This is a genomic window from Lacisediminimonas profundi (assembly GCF_008831265.1).
Taxonomy (GTDB): Bacteria; Pseudomonadota; Gammaproteobacteria; order Burkholderiales; family Burkholderiaceae_D; genus Lacisediminimonas; species Lacisediminimonas profundi.
Genome location: NZ_VTTH01000005.1, coordinates 331718 through 353134, shown reverse-complemented (window position 1 = coordinate 353134; position 21417 = coordinate 331718). Strand labels below are relative to the sequence as shown.

17 protein-coding genes, 1 tRNA gene and 1 pseudogene are annotated in these 21417 nt (G+C 63.8%); 14 read left to right on the top strand and 5 right to left on the bottom strand.

Annotated features, from left to right (window positions below; translation table 11 throughout):
- The first annotated feature begins 10 nt into the window (after positions 1 to 10).
- From FVE66_RS16120 to recQ, 5 genes are all read left to right on the top strand, one after another.
- Positions 11 to 1381 (top strand): hypothetical protein, encoded by a 1371-nt coding sequence (locus tag FVE66_RS16120; protein WP_151448466.1) that lies wholly within the window; start codon positions 11 to 13, stop codon positions 1379 to 1381.
- A 221-nt stretch (positions 1382 to 1602) separates the two neighbouring features.
- On the top strand, positions 1603 to 1893 hold the full coding sequence (locus FVE66_RS16115; protein WP_151448465.1) for a YkgJ family cysteine cluster protein: 291 nt from the start codon (positions 1603 to 1605) through the stop codon (positions 1891 to 1893).
- A gap of 44 nt (positions 1894 to 1937) precedes the next feature.
- Positions 1938 to 2474, top strand: a complete 537-nt coding sequence (locus tag FVE66_RS16110) for a DUF1439 domain-containing protein (protein ID WP_151448464.1) — start codon at positions 1938 to 1940, stop codon at positions 2472 to 2474.
- A gap of 144 nt (positions 2475 to 2618) precedes the next feature.
- Complete coding sequence (locus FVE66_RS16105; RefSeq protein ID WP_151448463.1) at positions 2619 to 3449, top strand: undecaprenyl-diphosphate phosphatase; 831 nt, start codon at positions 2619 to 2621, stop codon at positions 3447 to 3449.
- Positions 3446 to 5260: a DNA helicase RecQ gene (recQ, locus tag FVE66_RS16100; RefSeq protein ID WP_151448462.1), complete on the top strand. Its 1815-nt coding sequence runs from the start codon at positions 3446 to 3448 to the stop codon at positions 5258 to 5260. Before FVE66_RS16105 ends, recQ begins: the two co-directional genes overlap by 4 nt.
- Positions 5261 to 5320: 60 nt before the next feature.
- Here the strand turns inward: recQ and trmB are convergent, their stop codons facing one another.
- The 4 genes and pseudogenes from trmB to FVE66_RS16080 form a co-directional block, all read right to left on the bottom strand.
- Positions 5321 to 6016 carry a tRNA (guanosine(46)-N7)-methyltransferase TrmB gene (gene trmB, locus FVE66_RS16095; RefSeq protein ID WP_151448461.1) on the bottom strand — a complete coding sequence of 232 codons (696 nt, stop codon included), beginning with the start codon at positions 6014 to 6016 and terminating at the stop codon, positions 5321 to 5323.
- A gap of 189 nt (positions 6017 to 6205) precedes the next feature.
- Positions 6206 to 6279, bottom strand: a tRNA-Gly gene (locus tag FVE66_RS16090).
- Between the two features lie 155 nt (positions 6280 to 6434).
- A pseudogene (locus FVE66_RS16085) lies at positions 6435 to 7775 on the bottom strand (MFS transporter); the annotation flags it as partial.
- Between the two features lie 132 nt (positions 7776 to 7907).
- Complete coding sequence (locus FVE66_RS16080; protein ID WP_206668777.1) at positions 7908 to 10787, bottom strand: AMP-binding protein; 2880 nt, start codon at positions 10785 to 10787, stop codon at positions 7908 to 7910.
- 433 nt (positions 10788 to 11220) lie between these two features.
- Between FVE66_RS16080 and FVE66_RS16075 the strand changes: the two genes are divergently transcribed.
- The gene (locus tag FVE66_RS16075) at positions 11221 to 12912 is read left to right on the top strand and encodes an AMP-binding protein (protein WP_151448459.1); all 1692 of its coding nucleotides are present in this window, start codon (positions 11221 to 11223) and stop codon (positions 12910 to 12912) included.
- A 22-nt stretch (positions 12913 to 12934) separates the two neighbouring features.
- A complete protein-coding gene (locus tag FVE66_RS20220; RefSeq protein ID WP_161993307.1) occupies positions 12935 to 13111 on the top strand; it encodes a hypothetical protein in 177 nt (58 codons plus the stop codon).
- Positions 13112 to 13115: 4 nt separating this feature from the next.
- Here FVE66_RS20220 and FVE66_RS16070 read toward each other — a convergent pair whose 3' ends face one another.
- Complete coding sequence (locus tag FVE66_RS16070; RefSeq protein WP_151448458.1) at positions 13116 to 14066, bottom strand: LysR family transcriptional regulator; 951 nt, start codon at positions 14064 to 14066, stop codon at positions 13116 to 13118.
- A gap of 135 nt (positions 14067 to 14201) precedes the next feature.
- Here FVE66_RS16070 and FVE66_RS16065 point away from each other — a divergent pair, with 135 nt between their 5' ends.
- The 7 genes from FVE66_RS16065 (at position 14202) to ggt (ending at position 21084) form a co-directional block, all read left to right on the top strand.
- Positions 14202 to 15461, top strand: a complete 1260-nt coding sequence (locus FVE66_RS16065) for an aromatic ring-hydroxylating oxygenase subunit alpha (RefSeq protein WP_151448457.1) — start codon at positions 14202 to 14204, stop codon at positions 15459 to 15461.
- Positions 15458 to 15982, top strand: coding sequence for an aromatic-ring-hydroxylating dioxygenase subunit beta (locus FVE66_RS16060; RefSeq protein WP_151448456.1), 525 nt, complete (start codon positions 15458 to 15460; stop codon positions 15980 to 15982). Before FVE66_RS16065 ends, FVE66_RS16060 begins: the two co-directional genes overlap by 4 nt.
- Positions 15983 to 16021: 39 nt before the next feature.
- Complete coding sequence (locus FVE66_RS16055; RefSeq protein WP_151448455.1) at positions 16022 to 16990, top strand: Bug family tripartite tricarboxylate transporter substrate binding protein; 969 nt, start codon at positions 16022 to 16024, stop codon at positions 16988 to 16990.
- Entirely contained in the window at positions 16987 to 17871 is an 885-nt protein-coding gene (sseA, locus tag FVE66_RS16050; RefSeq protein ID WP_151448454.1) for a 3-mercaptopyruvate sulfurtransferase, read from the top strand. Before FVE66_RS16055 ends, sseA begins: the two co-directional genes overlap by 4 nt.
- Before the next feature lie 335 nt (positions 17872 to 18206).
- Positions 18207 to 18599 (top strand): cupin domain-containing protein, encoded by a 393-nt coding sequence (locus tag FVE66_RS16045; RefSeq protein ID WP_151448453.1) that lies wholly within the window; start codon positions 18207 to 18209, stop codon positions 18597 to 18599.
- A gap of 290 nt (positions 18600 to 18889) precedes the next feature.
- Positions 18890 to 19432, top strand: coding sequence for a GNAT family N-acetyltransferase (locus FVE66_RS16040; RefSeq protein ID WP_241673246.1), 543 nt, complete (start codon positions 18890 to 18892; stop codon positions 19430 to 19432).
- A 47-nt stretch (positions 19433 to 19479) separates the two neighbouring features.
- Positions 19480 to 21084 carry a gamma-glutamyltransferase gene (gene ggt, locus FVE66_RS16035; RefSeq protein ID WP_151448452.1) on the top strand — a complete coding sequence of 535 codons (1605 nt, stop codon included), beginning with the start codon at positions 19480 to 19482 and terminating at the stop codon, positions 21082 to 21084.
- Positions 21085 to 21417: the final 333 nt, after the last annotated feature.

Sequence of the window (21417 nt, the reverse complement as noted above, 5' to 3'; positions counted from 1 at the left end):
GCCCGCAAAAATGGCCAGGCAACTGACGACGGCCGAGAGCAATGGCTACAAATTGACCGCTACCAGGAAGCAGGGCATGCCGGTCTTTCGCGGATCAGTGGTCGATGAAAACAAGATATCGGTGTATGCCGCACTGTGGCAGCCGTTCGCTGAAGTGGTGTTTTCCAGCGAGAGATTCGCCACCTTGTTTGCTGAGGTGGAGAAGTCGGCGAACGAGTCAACCCTGTTGGCCGACATCATGCGCCGGCTCGACGCCGAGGAATGCGCGCGCTACAACAAGCCAGGGCTGAAGGCAAAAGCCAAGGACATGGTGAAGAACGACGGCGCGATGCAGAAGGAGCTGGATCGCCTTCTCAAGCCCATTGTCGAGGCGGTGCGGGGCAGCGGTGGCCTGCCGAGTTCAATTCTTTCCGCGCCGATGCTGGCATTCCTTCTCTGCCTCGATGACGAAATGAAAATCTGGGGCGGGAAGACCGCTGAGCTCCTGCAAGCGAAATTTGCCTCGCCGGTGCACGAAGCGGTGCCCGAAGCGGAAAAAGCAGAGGCAAGAGATCAGCTGAAATGCCTGGATGTCGAATTGCTTGAAGTGCGCAGGAGCGGCCTGGCTGCCTTCATTGGCGTGCGTGGCATCAATTTCTTTTTCAAGCTGCGGCATGGGCAGGAGCATCCGGTTTATGCGGTGCTTGATATTCGCCTGGCGACACTGTTACTGGACGATCCCGTCCTTGACAAGCTGATCAATTGCACGAAGGAGGAGCGCGGCGACATCGAGAAATCAGCGAGGATGCAAATGCTGTCCATGCAGGCCGAATGGAAGAAGCTGCGCATGCAGAGAGGCGTCTCCGAAAGACTGGCCGGGAATTTTCAGCGCGAGCATGAAAAATGGAAGCTGGAGAATCCGCAGCGTCTCAAGCGCATGGAAAAGGAAGCAGACAAGAAAAAGAAGAAGGGCGACAAGAAAGGCGAGAAGACGAGCGTCCAGGCTGCTGCTTCTTCTTCCTCGGCGATGCAGCCGCCGGTTTCTCCCAGGAGTCGTCCGGTGGAAAGCATCGACCTGAACAGCGACAAGAGCGCGAACAAGGCCAAGCGCCGCCAGCTACTGGCGCTGCGCTTCATTGAACGCTGGGAACTCGACACCCTGAAGGATAAGGAGACGTCCATTGCCCTGGTCAAGGTCGTCAGTGACCTGACACGGGACGCGAAAACACTGAACTCGGGCATCCTCAGGCGGGGCTGCATCGATGCCCTGAATGCCCGCATCGTGGACGAGACCAGGGCTGACTACGATGTCCTCGGCCTGCGCATGCGTTTGCTGGCGGAGGAAACCAAGTTGAAAGGGACGGCTGACAGGGAGGAGAAGCCAGATGCCACCGACGAATGACGACTTGGTGCATTCGCTCGAGACACCGTAACGCCAGGAATCCGGCGGCGGGCCTAGTCCGCGCGAGCAAGGATTCATGTGTCCGAATCATGCGTCCGGTATGAGCGGCCCCGGCGCCGCCGGCCCGGCAACAGAGAACACCAAAGTCGCTGTTGCCGGGCGCGCTTCGCCGTCTTGCCTCACAATGTCGGGCTCGCACTGTCGCGAACAGCCCGGCCCAGATGAATTCCGTACCACTTCCTTCCAGCGTGCCCGCCTGTCGTCCCGGCTGCGGCGCCTGCTGTATCGCCCCGTCGATCTCCTCGCCGATACCCGGCATGCCGCAGGGGAAGCCGGCTGGCGTGCGCTGCGTACAGCTCGACGCCGGCAACCGTTGCCGCATCTTCGGCAGCCCGGAGCGGCCGCTGGTCTGCAGCAGTCTTGCCGCCGAGCCGCAGATGTGCGGGAGCGATAGCGAGCATGCAATGTCTTTTTTGCATAGTCTCGAGATTGCGACCGAACCGCTGGTGTGAAATACCGATGGATAATCGGAAAATAGCCGAAAACTAGCCGAAAAATGATCAAGAAATACCTGACCCTTGCTGCCATGCTGGTACTTGCCGGATGCAGTACCCTGCTTGGCCCGCGCACCGTTGAACTGTCCCTGGCGCAGTTGCAGGAAGCCCTGGGCCGTCGCTTGCCGCTCGACAGCCGCTACCTTGAATTGTTCGATGTCAGGCTGGACAATCCGCGCCTGACGCTGCAAGAGGGGCGACTCGGCATTGCGCTCGACGCGGCCGTCAAGCCGAGGATGATGCAAACCGGCTGGAGCGGCCGCCTGGCCCTGTCCGGCGTGCCCCGTATCGACCTCGGCAAGCGGGCAGTGATGCTGGGCCAGGTCAAGGTCGACAACCTGACGATCAATGGCCTGTCACCGGCCTACAGCCAGCAGCTCGTCGGCCTCGGCAATGCGCTAGCCGCACGCTTGGTCACGGACCTGCCCTTGTACACTTTCGGAGCCAGTGATTTTCAGTATGCCGCCACCAGCTTCCAGCCCACAAATATCAATACCGCGGCAAAAGGTCTCGTGATAACCTTTGAGCCGGTCCGCTAAGGCCGCCGCCAGCGAAACAGGCGGCCGCTGCAGGGTCCCTGGATCTGCACCTGGGGCTCATTCACTGCATCATTCACAACATCAACGCAACACCCGACCCGCGCAGGAAGCTGGCGGGTTTTTTGTTGAATATCCGACCAGCCCATGGATCCAGTCATATTTGTCAAAGCGCTCATCATGGGCGTCGTCGAAGGCCTCACCGAATTCCTGCCGATCTCGTCGACCGGCCACCTGATCCTGGCAGCCAGCCTGCTCGATTTCACCGGCGAAAAGGTCAAGGTGTTCGAGATCGTGATCCAGGCCGGCGCCATTTTCGCCGTGATCTGGGAATACCGCGCCCGCATTGCCTTCGTTGTAGCCGGCATGTTCACCGAAGCGCGCGCCCGCCGCTTCATCCTGAACCTGGTCATTGCATTCCTTCCTGCCGCCGTCCTTGGCTTCATCTTCAGCGGGATGATCAAGCAAGCCTTGTTCAAGCCGGTTCCGGTTGCGCTGGCATTCATCATCGGCGGTTTCGTGATCCTGTGGGTGGAACGCGGCCAGCACGTGGAACAGCATGCCCGTATCCAGACAGTCGATGACATGACCGCGATGGACGCGCTCAAGATCGGCCTGGCCCAGGCGTTTGCGCTGATCCCCGGCACCAGCCGGTCCGGCGCCACCATTATTGGCGGCCTGTTGTTCGGCCTGTCGCGCAAGGCGGCGACCGAGTTTTCTTTTTTCCTGGCGATCCCGACCCTGCTGGCCGCGACCGTGTATTCGCTGTGGAAAGAGCGTGCGCTGCTTTCCGCGGCTGACATTCCGATGTTTGGCGTCGGCACGGTGGCAGCCTTCGTTTCGGCATTCATCTGCGTGCGCTGGCTGCTGCGCTACATCAGTTCGCATGACTTCAGCCTGTTTGCCTGGTACCGCATCGCGTTCGGCGTCCTTGTGCTGCTGACATCCTGGAGCGGCACGGTGGTCTGGGCCGAATGAGCGACGTCGCAGCAAAGGCACTGCACGAACTGCAGGCAGTTTTCGGCTACCCCGCTTTTCGCGGGCAGCAAAAGAAAATCATCGAGCTGGTTGCCGGCGGCGGCGACGCGCTGGTGCTGATGCCGACCGGCGCCGGCAAGTCCCTCTGCTACCAGATCCCGGCCCTGGTGCGCGAGGGGGTGGGTGTGGTGATCTCGCCGCTGATCGCCCTGATGCAGGACCAGGTCGATGCGCTGGCAGAGCTGGGCGTGCGCGCGGCTTTCCTGAACTCTACCCAGACCTGGGAGCAGACCGTCGACATCGAGCGCAAAGTGCGCCGCGGCGAGCTGGACCTGCTGTACATCGCACCGGAGCGGCTGGCAACGCCGCGCTGCCTGGAGTTGCTGGGACAGGCCAAGCTGGCGCTGTTCGCCATCGACGAAGCACACTGCGTGTCGCAGTGGGGTCATGACTTCCGTCCCGAATACATCCGGCTGTCGGTCTTGCATGAGCAATTCCCCGACGTGCCGCGCATCGCGCTGACCGCCACCGCCGACCACGCCACCCGGCGCGAAATCATCACTCGGCTGCAGCTCGAGAACGCGCGCCAGTTCGTCTCCTCGTTCGACCGGCCGAACATCCGCTACCGCATCGTCGAGAAAGCCAACGCCCGCAAGCAGTTGCTCGACTTCATCCGCGCCGAACAGGAAGGCAATGCTGGCATCGTGTATTGCCTGTCGCGCCGCAAGGTCGAGGAAACCGCCGCCTTCCTGAATGAACACGGCATCAAGGCGCTGGGCTACCACGCCGGCATGGACCACGCCGTCCGCGCCAAGGCGCAGTCGCGCTTCCTGCGCGAAGACGGCATCGTGATGGTGGCGACCATTGCATTCGGCATGGGCATCGACAAGCCGGACGTGCGTTTCGTCGCCCACCTGGACCTGCCCAAGAGCATAGAAGGCTATTACCAGGAAACCGGCCGCGCCGGCCGCGACGGCGATGCGTCGGAAGCATGGATGACCTACGGCCTGCAGGACGTCGTCCAGCAGCGGCGCATGATCGACGAGTCCGAAGCCGACGACAATTACAAGCGCATCCAGAGCGCCAAGCTCGATGCCATGCTGGGCCTGTGCGAAACCGCCGGCTGCCGGCGCGTGCACCTGCTGCAGTATTTCGGCGAAGCCAGCAGCCCCTGTGGCAATTGCGATAACTGCATCACCCCGCCAGTCCTGTTTGACGCGACGGTGGATGTGCAAAAGCTGTTGTCGACCATCTACCGTGTCGACCAGCGCTTTGGCGCCGGTCATGTGCTGGACGTATTGCGCGGGCATGTCACCGACAAGACGAGCCAGTGGCGGCATGACCAGCTTTCCACCTTTGGCGTCGGCGGCGACCGCAGCGAAGCCGAATGGCGCGCGATCCTGCGACAGGTGGTGGCGATGGGGCTGGTAACCGTCGATCACGACGCCTACTCGGCGCTCAAACTGACCGATGCCGCCAAGCCTGTCCTGCGCAGCCAGCAGCAGGTTTCCTTGCGGCGCTATGAAAAACCGGTCAAGCAGAAACGGACGTCAAGCTCGCGTTCGAAGGAACAGGATGACATGTCACCGGAACAGCAGGCTACGGTGGATCGTTTGCGCGCATGGCGGGCGGAGCGGGCACGGGCGCAGAGCGTGCCGGCCTATGTGATCTTTCACGACGCCACGCTGCGCGAAATCGCCCGCATCCAGCCGACATCGCTGGTCGAATTGAGCGGTGTGGCCGGTGTTGGCGAGAAAAAGCTGGAAACCTATGGCGCGGACATACTGACGCTCATCGCCGAAGGCGAGTAACGAAACTGCACGACGCTGGCACCAGTGACTGCCACCGGCCGCCACTTGCCGTCACTGGCCTCAGCGGGAATCCTGCTTGCGCCGGAACACCAGGTCCCAGACCCCATGCCCCAGTTTCAGTCCCCGGTTCTCGAACTTGGTCACCGGACGATATTCCGGCCGCTCCGCATAGCCGGCTCCTGCGGTGTTTTCCAGTTCCGGTTCCGCGCCCAGCACCTCCAGCATCTGCTGGGCATACTCTTCCCAATCCGTCGCGCAATGAAGATAGCCGCCTGGCGCAATGCGCGAGGCAAGCAAGGACACGAACGGACCCTGTATCAGCCGCCGCTTGTTATGGCGCGCCTTGTGCCACGGATCCGGGAAAAACACATGCACACCCGCCAGCGCGCCCGGCGCAATCATGTTGGTCAGCACTTCCACCGCGTCATGCTGGACGATGCGCAGGTTGGACAAATCCTGTTCCCCGATCAGCTTGAGCAGGCTGCCCACGCCAGGCGTATGCACCTCCACGCCGATGAAATTCTTGTCCGGCATGCCGGCGGCAATCTCCGCCGTCGTAGCCCCCATGCCGAATCCGATTTCCAGGATGGTCGGCGCGCTGCGCCCGAATGCCTGGTCCAGGTCCAGCAGGGCTTTCTGATAAGGCAGGCAAAAACGCGGCCCCAGGGTTTCCAGTGCCCGTGCCTGCGCATTTGAGAGGCGGCCTGCGCGCGTGACGAAGCTGCGGATGCGGTGTTCGGTGGGATCGTAAAACATGGGCTTGCCGGTGTCGGACATGAGGCTGTATCTGCGTGTGTGCGTGTGTACTTGCGGCTGTATTCGCGTCTGTAGCTGCGAGGAAAAAAGGCGGTCGGCGTAATGCCGGATGCGGATTATGTCACAGCGGCGCGTGCCGCGAGGGCAGGGGAGGCCGGCAGGACGGAAATGCGTGAAGCCGTGAATGTCTGGAGCGGGTGAAGGGGATCGAACCCTCGTCTAGAGCTTGGGAAGCTTTCGTTCTACCATTGAACTACACCCGCGTGATGTGCTGATTATAACGGAGTGCGCCAACTCCTCAAGGGGAGAGCCCGGGACTGGCGCCGACCTTGCCTCGGGCCCGACAACAAGGTCTCGGGTAATGCAAACATGCCTATCGATTGCGGCGATGATGTACGGACTGCATTCGATCTGGACATTAGCTGGCGTCACGCGCCGCCCGTTGCCCGCGCGCCATGTCGATGGGCCTCAGGAGCCACAGGCCCAGGGCAAAGAACAGCGATGTGCACAGGATGGCCGCGCGGTGGTTGCCGCTGGTCACGAGCGTGATCATGCCGTAGGTCAGCGGGCCGATCACGACCGAAAGATGAATCGCAAAGCTCCACAGTCCGAAGAACTCGGCCCGCCGATCTGGCGGCGTGAGCAGCCCCACCATGGCACGAGCGGCCGATTGGCTCGACCCCATGCAAAGCCCGGCGATTGCGGCAGCGACCCAAAACAGACCGGGGCCGGTGGCGAACCCGGCCAGCAGCGTCATCAGGATCCAGCCCACCAGGGTAAAGCCGAGGGCGCGCTTGTGGCCGATGCGGTCTTGCCAATGGCCAAAGGCGAAGGCACCCGCCATCGCCGCGATGTTGACCAAAAACACCAGCAGCATGGTGTTGGCCTGCTTGAAGCCCAGCACCTGCTCGGCATAGACTGCCGCCAGCGTGATCACCACCGAAATGCCCGCTTGGTAACAGGTGCAGCAGATGAGCAGCCAGCGCAGGTCGCAATAGCGTCGCGCCTGGCGCCAGGTCTGGGCCAGCCGCGCCAGCGAGGCCCTCACGCCGGCAATTCGCTCTACAAGGCCTGTATCCAGTGCCGGCGTGGCGCGCTCGCGCAGCAGGGCGAAGGTCGCCACCGACGCCAGGCCGTAGATGGCGGCGGTGATGAGCATCGCCACCGGCACGAAGGCCGTGGCCGGTTCCCCGCGCGCCTGCGCTGCCATGACATAGGCCAGGCCCAAGCCCAGCGCCAGCATGCCGCCCAGATAACCAAAGCTCCATCCCCAGCCGGACACGCGGCCCATCGAATCGTCGCGCGCGAGTTCGGGCAGGAACGCGGCAATCAGCGATTCGCCATACGAATAGAACGTGTAGGAGAGCACCACCGCCACGACGGCTACCCACACATCGCCACGACCAGCAAGCGCCAATGCAGCTGTGGCGAGCACGCAGCCGACGGTGGACAAAGCCAGCAGGCGCTTCTTGGCGGCCTTCAGGTCGGCGTAGGCTCCGATCGCCGGCATCGTCAGCATCACGATCACACTCGCCAGCGAGATGGCAAGAGTCCAGGCCAGTGTGGCCCAAGTGGCGCCGTCGGCGACCACGCCCACGAAGTAGGCGCCAAAGACGGCGGTCAGCACCACCGTGGTGTAGCCCGAATTGGCGAAGTCGTACATCGCCCAACCGAAGACTTCGCGCTTGCGCACGCCTGCGTTGAGGGCCTCCTTCGGAAATAGCTTCATGAAGACTCCAGGTGGTGTTGCCGACTCCGGCCGATGTTCGGGCGCGCAGCATCCGCGTCACTTGATGAACCGTAAGGGCGGCGAGCCGGTGCTTGAATGTGTGCGCACGGATGCACGGCGGCGCGGTGTCTTCGGCTCAGACATGCCGGATTCTGGCGCAGTTCAAACATCAAGCGCGCTCTCTTTCAGGCTGGCGGCCATCGCGCTGCGCGCCGCATCGCGCAGCTCGAGCGCGCCGCTCCAGCCCGAAGCCGCCGCCATGATCGGCGCACTGATCGTCACCTGGACCGCGCTGCGCTGGGGCAGCCAGACCCCGTCGCGCAGCAACGAGCGGGTGCCGTTGAGCGTGACGGGCACCAGCGGCGTTGCGGTCTCAGTGGCAACCACAAAGGCGCCGAGCTTGAATGGCTGCAGGCCACTGGCCCGACGCAGCCCGCCTTCGGGGAAGAACACGATTGATTCGCCGGCACGCACACGCGCCTGCAGGGCCCGGGTGTCCTCGACGCCTTGCCCTGGATCGAAGCGTTCGACGAAGGCCATGTCCAGCCGGCGCAGCGCCGCGCCGAGCAGCGCCACATCGGCCAACTCGCGCTTGGTGGCGAAGGAAAACTGGGCCGGCAGCACGGCACCCAACAGGATTGCATCGACATAGCTGGCGTGGTTGACGACGACGATGCGCGGCCCCACCGAGGGCAGCCGCTCCAGCCCGTCCACCCGCAGCGGCAGGCCGAGCAGGCGGATCGCGGCGCGCGACAGCGCGCGTGTGACACGCCGGCGCCGTGCCACGCCGGGCAACACCATTACCCCAGCCCATGCCATGGAAGCGAGCGTGCAGAACACCGTCCAGGCCCACAGGCCCCACGCCAGGCGCACCGTCGCGTGCAGCGCGTGGCGGGCGCGCGCCGCCGCCGCCGACGCCGCCAATACGACCCATTGCTGCCAGGGCGGGCGTTGCGTCACGCCAAGCCGGCCCTGCTCATAGAGTTCACGGCAGGCGGCGCGACGGACCTTGCCGCTGCTGGTCTTCAGTACCGTGCGCGGCGGCGCCAGCACCACGTCATCGGCGGGTGCGCCCAGCAGCGTCGCTGATAGCGCCGTGATGGCCTGCACCAACTGCTGGCGCTGCGCCGGTTCACGCAAGCGCGTCTCTGCCAGCACCACCAGCCGTTCGGTGCCGCTGCGCCGGTCACTTGCGGCGAACACCACCACGCAGCCCTTGCGCACGCCGGCCATGTCGGCTACTGCGGTCTCCAGTTCCTGCGGGTGGATGTTGAAGCCGCCGCGGATGATGATGTCCTTCTCGCGCCCGGTGAGGAATAACTCGCCGCCCGCCATGTAGCCGAGGTCGCCGGTATTGAGCCAGGCGCCATTGAACAGGCGCTGATTGGCACTGGGGTTGTTCAGGTAGCCCTGGGTGCTGGACGGGCCGCAAAACTGCACGCGCCCCTGCTCGCGCTCAGGCAACTCGCGCCCGCCGGGGTCGACCACGCGCAACTCGTGGCCGGGCAATGGCAAGCCGCAGGAGACGATGCGCAGTGGCTGCGCATCGTCGGGCCGCGCCGGAACGGCCACGCCGTCCTGCGCCAGCGCGGTCCGATCGATGCGGTCGATCAGCGGGCCGCGACCTGGCGGCGGAAACGCCAGGCCGACCGTGCTCTCGGCCAGCCCGTACACCGGCGTCAACGCCGCTCGTTGGAAGCCGCAGGGGGCGAAACGTGCCGCAAAGCGCTCCAGCGTGTCGGGGCTCACCGGTTCGGCGCCATTGAATGCCAGCCGCCAGGTTGAGAGGTCCAGCGCCGCCAGATCGGCGTCGCTGACCTTGGCCAGACACAACTCGTAGGCGAAGTTGGGCGCCGGCGACACCGTGCCGCCGTGCCGGTGGATGGTCTCCAGCCAGCGTGCGGGCCGTGCCAAAAACGCCAGCGGCGACATCAGCACCAGGTGAAAGCCGATGTACAAGCCGCCCAGGCAGGCGCCGATCAAGCCCATGTCGTGGTACAGCGGCAGCCAGGAAACGAAGGTGTCGCTGCTGCTGACCCTGGTTGCGCGCCACATCGCGCGCAGGTTCGCCAGCAGGTTGGCATGGGTCAGGATCACGCCCTTGGGGTCGCCGGTGCTGCCCGAGGTGTATTGCAGGAGCGCGATGTCCAATGCGACAAGTTCTGCAGGCGCTGCGAGTGCATCGGCCAGCGACAGGTCAGCCACCGTGCTGACCGTCTGCAGGGTTTCGACCTGCGCCCGCAGCAAGTGGGCCAGCGGCTTGGCGCGTTCAACCGTCACCAGCGCGCGCGTCTGCGCATTGCGCATGATGCCGCCAATTCGTTTCAGGTGATCCTCAAGTTGGGAGGGCCGCGCCGGTGGATACAGCGGCACCGGGACGGCGCCTGCGTACAGCGTGCCGAAAAACGCGGCAAAGAAATCGCGCCCGGTGGGCAGCATGATCGCCACCTTGTCGCCCTGCTCCAGTCCGAGGGCGCGCAAGCCCGAAGCCAGCTTGAGGGCATCGTGGTGCAGGTCGGCGTAGCGCAGATCGATGGACTGATGACCTTCCTCGTACAGCGTGATCAGCACGCGCTGCGGGTGGCGCTGCAGATGCCAGTCGAACACCTCCATCAGCGTTTGCACGGAGTCCGGTGGATAGTCGTCAGCGACGGCCCCATGCGAGTTGCCTGCTTCTGTGGCGCGCGCGACGACCGGGTGCGCCGGTTCGCCAACAGGGCCCCTGGTGCGCGTGATGAAGCGTAGCAGGTCGCGCGGCGTCTCCGCCTCGGTGAGCGCGGCTTCGCCCAGAGACACGCCAAGATCGCGGTCGATGCGGGCCATCAGTTCGACGCGCGCCAGGCTGTCCAGTCCGTAGTCACGCTCAAGCGAGTGGTCCAGGCCCAGGGCGACACCCAGCCGTGCCTGAGGACGCAACTCGTCGGCCAGGCTACGCACCGTCGCCAGCAGGCGCGGTGCCAGCGCCTCCAGGTTCGGTGCAGGGGCTAACCCCGCGTGCTCGACGGGGTGCAGGCCGTCTTGCTGCGGTCGAGGTTCGTTCATTGCCAGCGCTGTTCCATTCAGCACCGGGGCGCGTCATTCTGAGCCGACTGCTCGTGCACCCCCGCGTGCCAGGCAACGATTTAACACCAAGGAATAGCCGGGCGCTTGTCTTGCATCAAGCGAACGAACACCAGCACCGCTTCACCCGATCGCCTGGCTTGGGTAACCGGCGGATTCAGGGGCAATAGCCTGCCAGCGCCGAATTCCCGAGCTTTTCTTGCATGAGGGTCCTGGTCTTTGGCTCGCCATCGAACTCGTGCCCGTCGACACGGACGCACGCCACCTGGACGGCGAGGGTTGTCTGGCGGCGAGTTGACCGGAAGCAAGGCTGCCGGCGGCGGAGGGCGATATGGTGCGCAAAGGCGCGTGGGTTCACCGGGGCGGTGCGCGGCCGCTGTCGAGGCCCGCTATCAGATCATCGAAAGGACGTGCCATGAATGCTGCCAAACCCGAATCGCTGGCCCTGCAACGCCTGCTCCACTGGGAGAGGGTCGCGCCTGACCGCATCGCGCTGAGCCAGCCGATGGGCGGTGGCGTGGTCCGTGACTTCACCTGGGCCCAGGTGGCCGACGAGGTGCGCCGCATGGCTGCCCATCTGAAGGTCCAGGGCTGGGAGCCGGGCTCGAAGGTGGCGATCCTGTCCAAGAACTGCGCCTGGTGGTTGATGAGCGACCTGGCCATCTGGATGGCCGGTCATGTCTCGGTGCCGCTGTACCCGACCTTGTCGACCGCCACAGTCGAGTACATTCTGACCCACAGTGAGGCTCGGGCCTGCTTCATCGGCAAGCTCGACGGCTGGGAGGGCATGAAGCCAGGCGTGCCGGCCGGCCTGCCGTGCATCAGCTACCCGCTATCGCCGCCGGATGTGATCCTGGGCTGCGAGGGCTGGGATGTGATCTGTGCGCGCAACCCGCCGCTGCAGGGCGAAGCGACGCGCGGCGCTGACGAACTGGCCACGCTGATCTACACCTCGGGCACCACCGGCCGACCCAAGGGCGTGATGCACAGTTTCGGCAACTTCGCCTGGGCACTGGAAACCGGCCTCAAGCGCATCCCGATGACGGCCGGGGACCGCATGCTGTCGTACCTGCCGCTGGCTCACGTGGTCGAGCGCGTGCTGGTTGAGCATGGCTGGCTGCACACCGGCATGCGCGTGTACTTTGCCGAATCGGTCGAGTCCTTCATGGCCGACCTGCAGCGCGCCCGCCCGACCATCTTCTTCTCGGTGCCGCGCCTGTGGGTCAAGTTCCAGAGCGGCGTGCACCACAAGCTGCCGCCGGCCAGGCTCGAACGCCTGCTGTCGATCCCGATCATCGGTGGCCTGGTGCGGCGCAAGGTACTCAAGGCGCTGGGCCTGGAGCAATGCAGGATTGCGGTGGGCGGTGCGGCGCCGATGCCGCTGGCACTGCTGGCCTGGTATCGAAAACTCGGCCTTCCGATCAACGAAGGCTACGGTATGACCGAAAACCTGGCCATCTCGCACCTCACCGTGCCGGGCCACAACCAGCAGGGCACGGTGGGTCCGACCTACGACGGCGTCGAGTCGCGCATCGATGCCCGGACCGGCGAGATCCAGATGCGCAGCGCCGCGCTGATGCGGGGCTACTACAAGCAGCCGGAACTGACCCGCGAGACCTTCACCGCAGACGGCTGGTTGCGCACCGGCGACACGGGCCAGGTGGACGCGCACGGCAACCTGCGCATCACCGGCCGCCTGAAGGACCTGTTCAAGACCAGCAAGGGCAACTACGTCGCGCCGGCGCCGATCGAGGACAAGCTGGGGATGCACGCTGCGGTGGAAGCCTGTGTCGTCACCGGCGCCAACCTGAGCCAGCCGCTGGGCATCGTGATGCTCAATGCCGAGGCCGCCGCACGCGCCGGCAACCCCGCAGCGCGGGCCGAGCTGGAGCGCTCGCTGGCTGAGCACCTGCGCCGCGTAAACGCGACGCTGGATCTGCAGCAGCAACTGTCCCGGCTGGTTGTCGTGACCACGCCGTGGACGGTAGAGAGCGACATCATCACGCCCACCTTCAAGGTCAAGCGCAAGCGCATCGATGAGGTCTATTCTGCGCAGTACGAGCGCTGGGAGTCCTCAGGCCGCGAGGTGATCTGGCAGGCCGAGTGAAGGCTGGCGACGTGCGGCCACGGTGCGGCCGGACTCTCAGTCCGGGGACTATCACCACTTCGTTGACCAGCGCGCCGTGCTCGCTGTGCCGAATGCGCTGAACGTCGCGTCCAGCCTGGGGTTCCTGGTCCGGCTGTGGCGAGCGGGTTCATCGTTCGTCGATGCACGTGAACGCTGGCCCTATGCGGAGTTCTCGTAATTGATCACCCCGTCGTGGCTTGGCGGCGCTTGCCGTTGCGGTCGTAGGCGCGCTGGCGGATTACGTCGAAGTGCGAGATCAGGGTTTCGCGCAGCCACTGGTTGGCGGCATCGAGTTGGCCGCTGCGGTGCCAGTACAGGTTGACCTGGAAAGTGGGCGGAACGAAGGGCAGGCCGACCTGGCGGATATCCGGGTGGTGCACGACAAAATCGGCCAGCGCCTGCGGCACCACCGCGATCGAGCTGCTGCCCGCGACGATCACGGGCACGCTCATGAAGTGCGGCGTGCTAAGGACGATCCTGCGCTCCACCTGCTTTTTGCGCAGGAATGTTTCGAACACTTCCTGGCTCCGTCCCGGCGCCTCGACGATCACATGTCCGAGCTCGCTGAACTGCTTCATGCTCAGCTGGCGTCCGACTTCAGGATGGTCCGTGCGGACCAGGCAGGCGAAGGAATGCAGGCCGATGCGGCGCTGGAAAAATTGGCTGCCCTTGATGTCGGGAAAATAGCCGATCGCCAGGTCTACCCGCCCCGCTGCCATTTCCTCTTCCAGCCGCTTGGGCGGCATGAACAGAGAGCGCAGCGAAACCGACGGCGCCATTTCCTGGATGCTGCGCACTGCGAACGGCAGGTAGATGCCTTCGCCGATGTCCGACAATGCAATGCGAAATTCGCGGGTTGAGGTGGCGGGCACAAAATCGGGTGCTACCAGCAAGTCGGTATTGATCGAATGGACGATGGAACGGATCGGCGTCACCAGTCCGTGCGCGCGGGCAGTGGGTTCCATGCCGCGCGCGGTCTTGACGAAAAGTGGGTCCTGCAGGATCCGGCGCAGGCGCGCCAGCGCCGTGCTCAGGCCCGGCTGGCTCATTTCGAGCGCGTTGGCCGCTTCGCCCACATTGCGGCGTTCGTAGACGGCGAGGAATACCTGCAGCAGGTGAAGGTCCATGTTCATGTTGGAACTTTATCGCAAAAGGAGATGAGCATATAAATATTATCGTATTGAACAATGGCGCGCGGAACCTTATAGTCGTTTGCAACGGCGGCGGTGCAACAGCTGCGGCCGATCCACCAGCGACGAAGGATGCAGATGAACGCCAGAACTTTTCCGCCTGCCGAGCAACCCCTGGTTTCGTGGCCAGAGGAGGGTGTCACGCGGGTGCCTTTCCAGGTTTTCTCTGATCAGGAAATCTACGAAGCCGAACAGAAGAAAATCTTCCGCGGACCGATCTGGAATTACCTGTGCCTGGAAGTCGAAATCCCCAACAAGGGCGACGTGCGCACTACCTGGATCGGCGACACGCCGATCATCGTCACCCGCGACGAGACCGGCAAGATCCATGCGATGGTCAACCGCTGCGCGCACAAGGGCGCGCTGGTATGCCTGAAGGAACGCGACAATGTCGAGTCTCTTTCCTGCGTCTACCACGCCTGGAACTACTCGCTGGACGGACAGCTCAAGAGCGTTGCCTTCTGCAACGGCATACGCGGCAAGGGCGGCATGCCGGACGACTTCGACGTCGCCAGCCACCGGCTGCAGCGGATCAAGGTGGCGACCTTCTCCGGCATCATCTTCGGCACCTTCTCTGAAGAGACGCCACCGCTGGAAGAATACCTGGGCGAGAGCATCATGCGTTTCCTCGCCAGGAACATGGATCATCCGCTGAAGATACTTGGCACCCACAGCCAGATCATCCACAACAACTGGAAGTTGTATGCGGAGAACGTGCGCGACTCCTACCACGCGACCCTGCTGCATACCTTCTACACGACCTTCAAGGTCAATCGGCTCGACATGGATGGCGGCATCGTGCTGTCGGACAAGAAGTGGCATCACATCAGCTACGCCAAGCGGGCGACGCTGGACGTTGCAGACGAGTACAAGCAGGCGCAGGTTCACTCGGCACGCTACGAGTCCGCGCTGGCTGCGCCGCAACTGCTGGATGCCTGGAACGGGTTCGACGACAACATCACGCACAGCATCCAGACCGTGTTCCCGAACTTCGTGTCGCAGCTGACGCTGAACTCGCTGGCGGTCCGCATCTTCGTCCCGCGCGGCGTCGACAAGACTGAGCTCTACTGGATTTTCCTCGGATACGAGACCGACACCGAAGAGCAGACCAGGATGCGCGTCATGCAGAGCAACCTGACGGGCGCGGCCGGCCTGGTGGCGCTGGAAGATGGCTGCATCAATTCCTTTGTCCAGCGCGGCACGAAATCGAGCCCGGACGCCGAAGCCTTCATCGAAATGGGCGGCAAGGTGGCCGAGTCCAACGAATCTTCCCGGGCGACCGAAGCCGCAGTGCGCGGCTTCTGGCACGGTTATCGCGAAATCATGGGGTTCAAATGAGCGTAGTGATGGAAAGGCCGGACAGCACATGTGCAGCAGCAGGCGGCCGCGTGCCGCAGGAGGTACGGCAGCGCCTGGAAGACTTCCTGGCCGGCTACTGCCACCAGATTGACGACGGCGACATCGACAGCTGGCCCGGCTTCTTTGCCGAACGCTGCGTATACGAGATCACCACCCGCCAGAATGTTGAAGCCGGCCTGCCGATCGGCATCATGTATTGCGAGGGCCGTGGCATGCTGGAAGACCGCATCAAGGCAATGAAGACCGCCAACATCTTCGAGCAGCACGTCTACTGCCACCTTACCGGACGCCCGGAAATCCGGGAGGAGGGGCCTGCCAGCTACAGCCTGCGCAGCAATTTCGCGATCTACCGCACCATGTACACCGGCGCGGCCGAACTGTTCGCAACCGGAAAATACCTCGACACGGTATCGCTGGCGGAAGGCGAGCCCTTTTTCACCAGAAGGAAAGTCGTGCTCGACTCACGCAGCCTCGATACGCTGCTGGTCATCCCGTTCTAACCGACTGCCCGGAGAGGCAGCCTAACCTAGGAGACATCAATGCTGAATCGGACCCGGCGGCTCTGCATGACCGCCCTGTCGTCGTTGCTGCTTTGCGCGCCGCTGGCGCAAGCGCAGAACTGGCCCAGCCGCACTATCGAGATCATCGTTCCTTACGCGCCGGGCGGCATCGGCGACATTGTCGCGCGCATCATCCAGCCGATTCTGCAGGATGCGGTGAAGGCGAACGTCATCGTGGTCAACAAGTCGGGCGCCAGCGGCAGCCTGGGCACCGAGTATGTTGCCCGGGCGGCACCGGACGGCTATACGTTACTGCTCGGCCTGGCTGCGCCGCAAACGCTTAATCAGTTCCTTTCCAACGTCAAATACGACGGTGTGAAGGACTTCGCGCCGATCACTCTCATCAACACCAATCCGATGATGTTGATGGTGCATCCCAGCCTGCCGGTCAAGACGGTGCCGGAACTGATTGCACTGGCCAAGGCGCAGCCGGGCAAGCTGAATTTTTCCGGGGCTGGCGGGCTGACCCAGTACAGCGGTGAAATCTTCAAGCAGATGGCTGGCATAGACATGATGCACATCCAGTACAAGGGAGGTGCGCCGGCGGTGGCTGCCACCGTTGCGGGCGAGGTGCAACTCACCTTCGCAAACTATTCCGATGCGCTGCAGTGGGTTGGCAGCGGCCGCCTGCGTCCGATCGCGCTGACCAGCGGGAAGCGCTATGCGCAGACGCCAGACGTCCCCACCATTGCGGAGTCCGGATTGCCAGGCTTCAACGTCGAGGGATGGAGCGGGCTGTTTGCACCTGCAGGCACCTCGCCGGCCATCGTCAACCGCATCGCAGCGGCCTTGCGCGAGGGATTCAAAAACCCGGCGGTCATGAAAAAATTCGAAACCATCGGCGCGGTACCGGGCGGAAATCCGCCGGCGGAATTCCGCAGCTTTGTCGAAGGCGAATTGAAAAAATGGGGTGACTTCGTCAAACGGACCGGGATCAAGCCTGAATGAGCGCCACTGACAGATCGAGCGCTGCCAGCCGGTCGCGGGGCGGCGCCCTGGTGTCGCCCGCTTGGCTGCAGCAATCGCTGGGCACCCCTGGCCTGTGCGTCGTCGACGCGACCTACTATTTGCCCGGCGTGGCGCGCGATGCGCATGCCGAATACCTGCAGGCCCATGTCCCGGGTGCGGGCTTCATCGACTACCAGGCGCTCAGCCTGCCGGACAGCCGGTTTGCCAACACCATGCCGACCGCCGGGCAATTCGCCCGGACGATCGGCGAATGCGGCATCGGTAACGATGACATGGTCGTGGTGTACGACCAGCACGGCATCATGAGCGCGCCGCGGATCTGGTGGATGTTCCGCGCATTCGGCCACGACAAGGTGGCGGTGCTGGACGGCGGCTTGCCGCGATGGCTGCGCGAAGGACGTCCGGTGCAGCAGGGCGAAGTGCGCGCCCGGCCTGCGTCCTTCGTCGCCGGCAGACCAGATGCCTCCGTTTGCGGCATGGACGAGGTGTGCGCAGCCTGCGAGGCTGGACACCAGGTGGTCGATGCCCGGGCGGCGTCGCGGTTCTCCGGCGAGGCGAAAGAGCCGCGGCCGGGCCTGCGCAGCGGCCACATACCGGGCAGCCGCAATCTTCCCTACGAGCGCCTGCTCGATGCCGAAACCGGCACCATGCTGCCGCCCCAGCGGCTGGCCGAGCAGTTCGCGGCAGCCGGCATCGATCTCGACGGCCGGCTCATCTGCTCTTGCGGGTCCGGTGTCTCCGCCTGCGTACTAGCGTTGGCGCTGCATGAGTTGGGCAAGCCGGATGTGTCGGTGTACGACGGATCGTGGACCGAATGGGGCTCGATGCCGCACTTGCCGGTGGCGACCGGGGCTGCCTGATGTGCAGAGAGCCGGAAGCGGAAAGGGGCTGCCTGTCGGCCGGAGCGCAGGGGGGCAGTGGGCGCGGGGCGGGATTCAAGGCGCACGACGGTCGAGCTTGCATCCACAAGCGCTTCCTCCGCCTCCAACGAACTGGAAGTTTGTTCCTTCTCAATCCGGTTGCCGCACACAAGTCCAATCTTTCCCGACCGCGGGCACCTGTTCGTGGTGCTTGCGCCGGCCATATCAGGTGTGACACTTGAGCATTGGCACTCAGGCGTGGGTCAGGCTTTCCTTCCAGGACCGTATCAGGTTTAACGAAGTCAAAGCCTGCGCTTTTCTCGCAGGAGCCAGCCATGCACATTGCCAAGAACGACGTTCCAGTCAGGATCGGAATCCCGGGAGCAACTGCCCGACAGCAGGTTGATTTCGGTGACGCGACCGGTTACGGCAAGATCAGCGGAGAGTATTTTTCGCTCCCGGCCGGAATGGACATCTCGCCGCTGCTCCAAGGGCTGGAAGGGGACATGTGCCATGCGCCGCACTGGGGTTACGTGATCGAGGGCGCGGTGACCACTACTTACTCCGATGGCAAGCAGGAAGCCGTGCATGCCGGCGACCTGTTCTATTGGCCTCCCGGCCACACGGTCAAGGTTGACGAAAATGCCGAGCTCATCCTGTTCAGTCCGCAGCATGAACATTCTCATGTGATCGATCACATGCTGGAAAAAATGAAGCAGATGGCCTGACTCCCGATCCATGATGTCCATTCATGGGTCACCATTTCTGTGGCTCGTTACAGATTGGGCAACGTGATCCTCGAAGTTCAGGGGGCCTGAGTCCGCACCACCACCGGCTCAGCCCCAACCCGAACTGGTGCAGCAGCGCCTGATCCAGGGGCATCTCGCCCCACTATCAGCCATCCTGGCTGGAACGCTCCTTGCTCAATGATCCTCGCATGCAATGGCATGCCCCCTGTACCCCGGGTGGCGCGATCTGTCGCGTCATGCCGGTGACGTAATGGAAAGAGGAATACCGATTGAGTCCCCACCCCCGCGCGTCGGGCGCGATCCACTGCCTGCGCGCAGATCTTGCTGACCCGATTCACGCCCGCGCAGTTGTCGAGCTGATCAGCGCCTATGCGCTGGATCCGATGGGCGGCGGCAAAGCGTTGCCGCCGACTGTGCGCGACAAGCTGGCCGATGAGTTGCGCAAGCGGCCGACCGTCCACGTGCTGCTCGCATTCGTCGAACAGGATGCAGTGGGCGTCGCCGTCTGCATCGAAGGTTTTTCTACCTTTGCCTGCAAGCCCTTGCTGAACCTGCACGACATCGCCGTGCTGCCGGAAGCGCGCGGCCGCGGCGTGGGTCGGGCCCTGCTGGGCGAAGTGGAGCGGCTTGCCCGTGAAATGGGCTGCTGCAAGATCACGCTGGAAGTCCTGTCCAACAACAAGGTCGCGCAGTCCGCTTATCGCGCCGCCGGCTTTGCGCAGTACGAGCTGGATCCGGCTGCGGGACAGGCGATGTTCTGGCAGAAGCAGCTGCCGGGCGCATCCGCAGTGCCGCAGGCCCAGGCGATATGAAGTCCCCGATTTGTCCCACTACCCACTAATAGAAGAGAAGGTATTTGATGAAGAACGACATTGCATCCTCGCGTGAGGGTATCGTTACTGCGCCTCACCATCTGGCCACGCGCGCCGGACGCGAGATACTGGCCCGCGGCGGCAACGCGCTGGAAGCGGCGATCGCCACCGGTGCCGTGCTGACCGTGGTCTATCCGCATATGAACAGCATCGGCGGCGATGCATTTTTCATGGTGGGCGACGCCAACGGCGAGTGCTCGGGCATCGATGGCGCCGGCGCCGCGGGCCAGGCATGCACCATCGAGGCCTATCGTGCTCGTGGCCACGCCGCCATCCCCAAGCGCGGCCCGCTGGCCGCCAATACTGTCGCCGGCATGGTCGCCGTCTGGGGCGAGGCTTACCGGCAGAGCCGGGAGGAATGGGGTGGCAAATTTTCCTGGGAAGCCCTGCTGGAGCCGGCGCTGGTGCTGGCGCGGGACGGCTTCGAGGTGACTGCAGGGCCGGGCGCGGCCATCGATGCCTACCGCGACGCGCTGAGCCAGTCGCAAACCTTCATGACCAATTTCGCACCGGATGGCGGCGTGCTTGCCGCCGGTAGCCTGTTCCGGCAAAGCGCCCTGGCGCAGACCATGAGCGAGCTTGCGCGTGACGGCGCCGACTCCTTCTACCGGGGCGCGCTGGGCAAACGCATCGGCGACGGCCTGCAGCGGGAAGGCAGCCTGTTGAATGCCGATGACCTGGCGCGCTTCCATTGCCGCCGGGTTGCCCCGCTGAGCATGCCGTACCGCGGCGGCCAGCTGGTCAACATGCCGCCGCCGACGGTGGGCATGACGGCGCTGACCATCCTCGGCATACTGGCCCGATTCGACCTGACCGGCATGGATCACATGTCGGCGGCTTTCATCCATTTGCATGCCGAAGCAGCCAAGCTGGCGCATGCGGTGCGCGACCAGTACCTGGGCGACCCCGACTTCGTCGACATTCCGCTGAAGCGCCTGCTCTCCGCGGAGTTCATCGACAAGCTTGCCAGCCGCATTACCACGCAGCGGGCAGCTCCGATGACCGACGGCCCGACTCCCGGCGATACCGTATGGTTCGGCTTGATGGATGCCCAACGCCGCAGCGTTTCAGTGATCCAGAGCGTGTGCTGGGAATATGGCAGCGGGGTGATGGCGGGCGATACCGGCATCGTCTGGCACAACCGCGGTCACGGATTTTCGTTCGACGAGAAGCATCCCAACGTGCTCAAGCCCGGCAAGCGTCCGTCCCATACCCTGAATGCGCCGCTTTATCTGGAAAATGGCAAGACGCGGGTCGTGTACGGCACCATGGGTGGCGAAGCGCAGCCGCAAATCACCGCGGCGACATTCACGCGCATGCATGACCTGGGATTGCCGCTCGACGTCGCGCTCGACGCCCCGCGTTGGGTGATGGGACGCGCCTGGGGCGATCAGTCGCCCACCACCTTGAAGCTGGAGCGCCGTTTCAGCCAGCAGGTGTTCGACGAATTGCGCGAGATGGGACATGAGGTCGAATGGTTCGAGCCGTATTCCGACTTCATGGGACATGCGGGCCTGATCCACATTGACGATGAGGGTGTGATGACCGCGTCCTCCGATCCGCGCAGCGACGGCGCGGCGCTCGGCGTCTGAATGATCAGCGAGCCGATCTCATGATGGTTGCCACACCCTGGTGCGAGACTGCACCAGGGTGTGCGCCGTAGAGTGGTGCGCCTTGCATCCGGTTTCACAGTAACTCCCCCCTCTTTTTCTTTCCTTTGCTTTCCTTCGCTTTTCTTCGCTTTTCTTCTTTGTTCGCCGCTGATTTCCCATTCTTGTCGCCCTGTCATCGCGCCATCCCGCCGCCTGGCTGGCTCACGCCAGCCATGAGTACCGTCAGCCCCATTTGCGCTCGTTGGTCACTGTCTGTGCACCGTCTGTGCGCGTGCAGCTTGCACCGCGATGTCGCATGCCCCTGCAATTGCT

Excerpts from the sequence above, each read along its gene's own strand:
- FVE66_RS16075 (WP_151448459.1), top strand. The coding sequence starts at position 11,221 with ATGAATGCTGCCAAACCCGAATCGCTGGCCCTGCAACGCCTGCTCCAC.
- FVE66_RS16115 (WP_151448465.1), top strand. The coding sequence starts at position 1,603 with ATGAATTCCGTACCACTTCCTTCCAGCGTGCCCGCCTGTCGTCCCGGC.
- FVE66_RS16105 (WP_151448463.1), top strand. The coding sequence starts at position 2,619 with ATGGATCCAGTCATATTTGTCAAAGCGCTCATCATGGGCGTCGTCGAA.
- FVE66_RS16060 (WP_151448456.1), top strand. The coding sequence starts at position 15,458 with ATGAGCGTAGTGATGGAAAGGCCGGACAGCACATGTGCAGCAGCAGGC.
- ggt (WP_151448452.1), top strand. The coding sequence starts at position 19,480 with ATGAAGAACGACATTGCATCCTCGCGTGAGGGTATCGTTACTGCGCCT.
- trmB (WP_151448461.1), bottom strand. The coding sequence starts at position 6,016 with ATGTTTTACGATCCCACCGAACACCGCATCCGCAGCTTCGTCACGCGC.
- FVE66_RS16055 (WP_151448455.1), top strand. The coding sequence starts at position 16,022 with ATGCTGAATCGGACCCGGCGGCTCTGCATGACCGCCCTGTCGTCGTTG.
- FVE66_RS16045 (WP_151448453.1), top strand. The coding sequence starts at position 18,207 with ATGCACATTGCCAAGAACGACGTTCCAGTCAGGATCGGAATCCCGGGA.
- FVE66_RS16110 (WP_151448464.1), top strand. The coding sequence starts at position 1,938 with ATGATCAAGAAATACCTGACCCTTGCTGCCATGCTGGTACTTGCCGGA.
- FVE66_RS16065 (WP_151448457.1), top strand. The coding sequence starts at position 14,202 with ATGAACGCCAGAACTTTTCCGCCTGCCGAGCAACCCCTGGTTTCGTGG.
- FVE66_RS16080 (WP_206668777.1), bottom strand. The coding sequence starts at position 10,787 with ATGAACGAACCTCGACCGCAGCAAGACGGCCTGCACCCCGTCGAGCAC.
- FVE66_RS16120 (WP_151448466.1), top strand. The coding sequence starts at position 11 with ATGGCCAGGCAACTGACGACGGCCGAGAGCAATGGCTACAAATTGACC.
- recQ (WP_151448462.1), top strand. The coding sequence starts at position 3,446 with ATGAGCGACGTCGCAGCAAAGGCACTGCACGAACTGCAGGCAGTTTTC.
- sseA (WP_151448454.1), top strand. The coding sequence starts at position 16,987 with ATGAGCGCCACTGACAGATCGAGCGCTGCCAGCCGGTCGCGGGGCGGC.
- FVE66_RS16070 (WP_151448458.1), bottom strand. The coding sequence starts at position 14,066 with ATGAACATGGACCTTCACCTGCTGCAGGTATTCCTCGCCGTCTACGAA.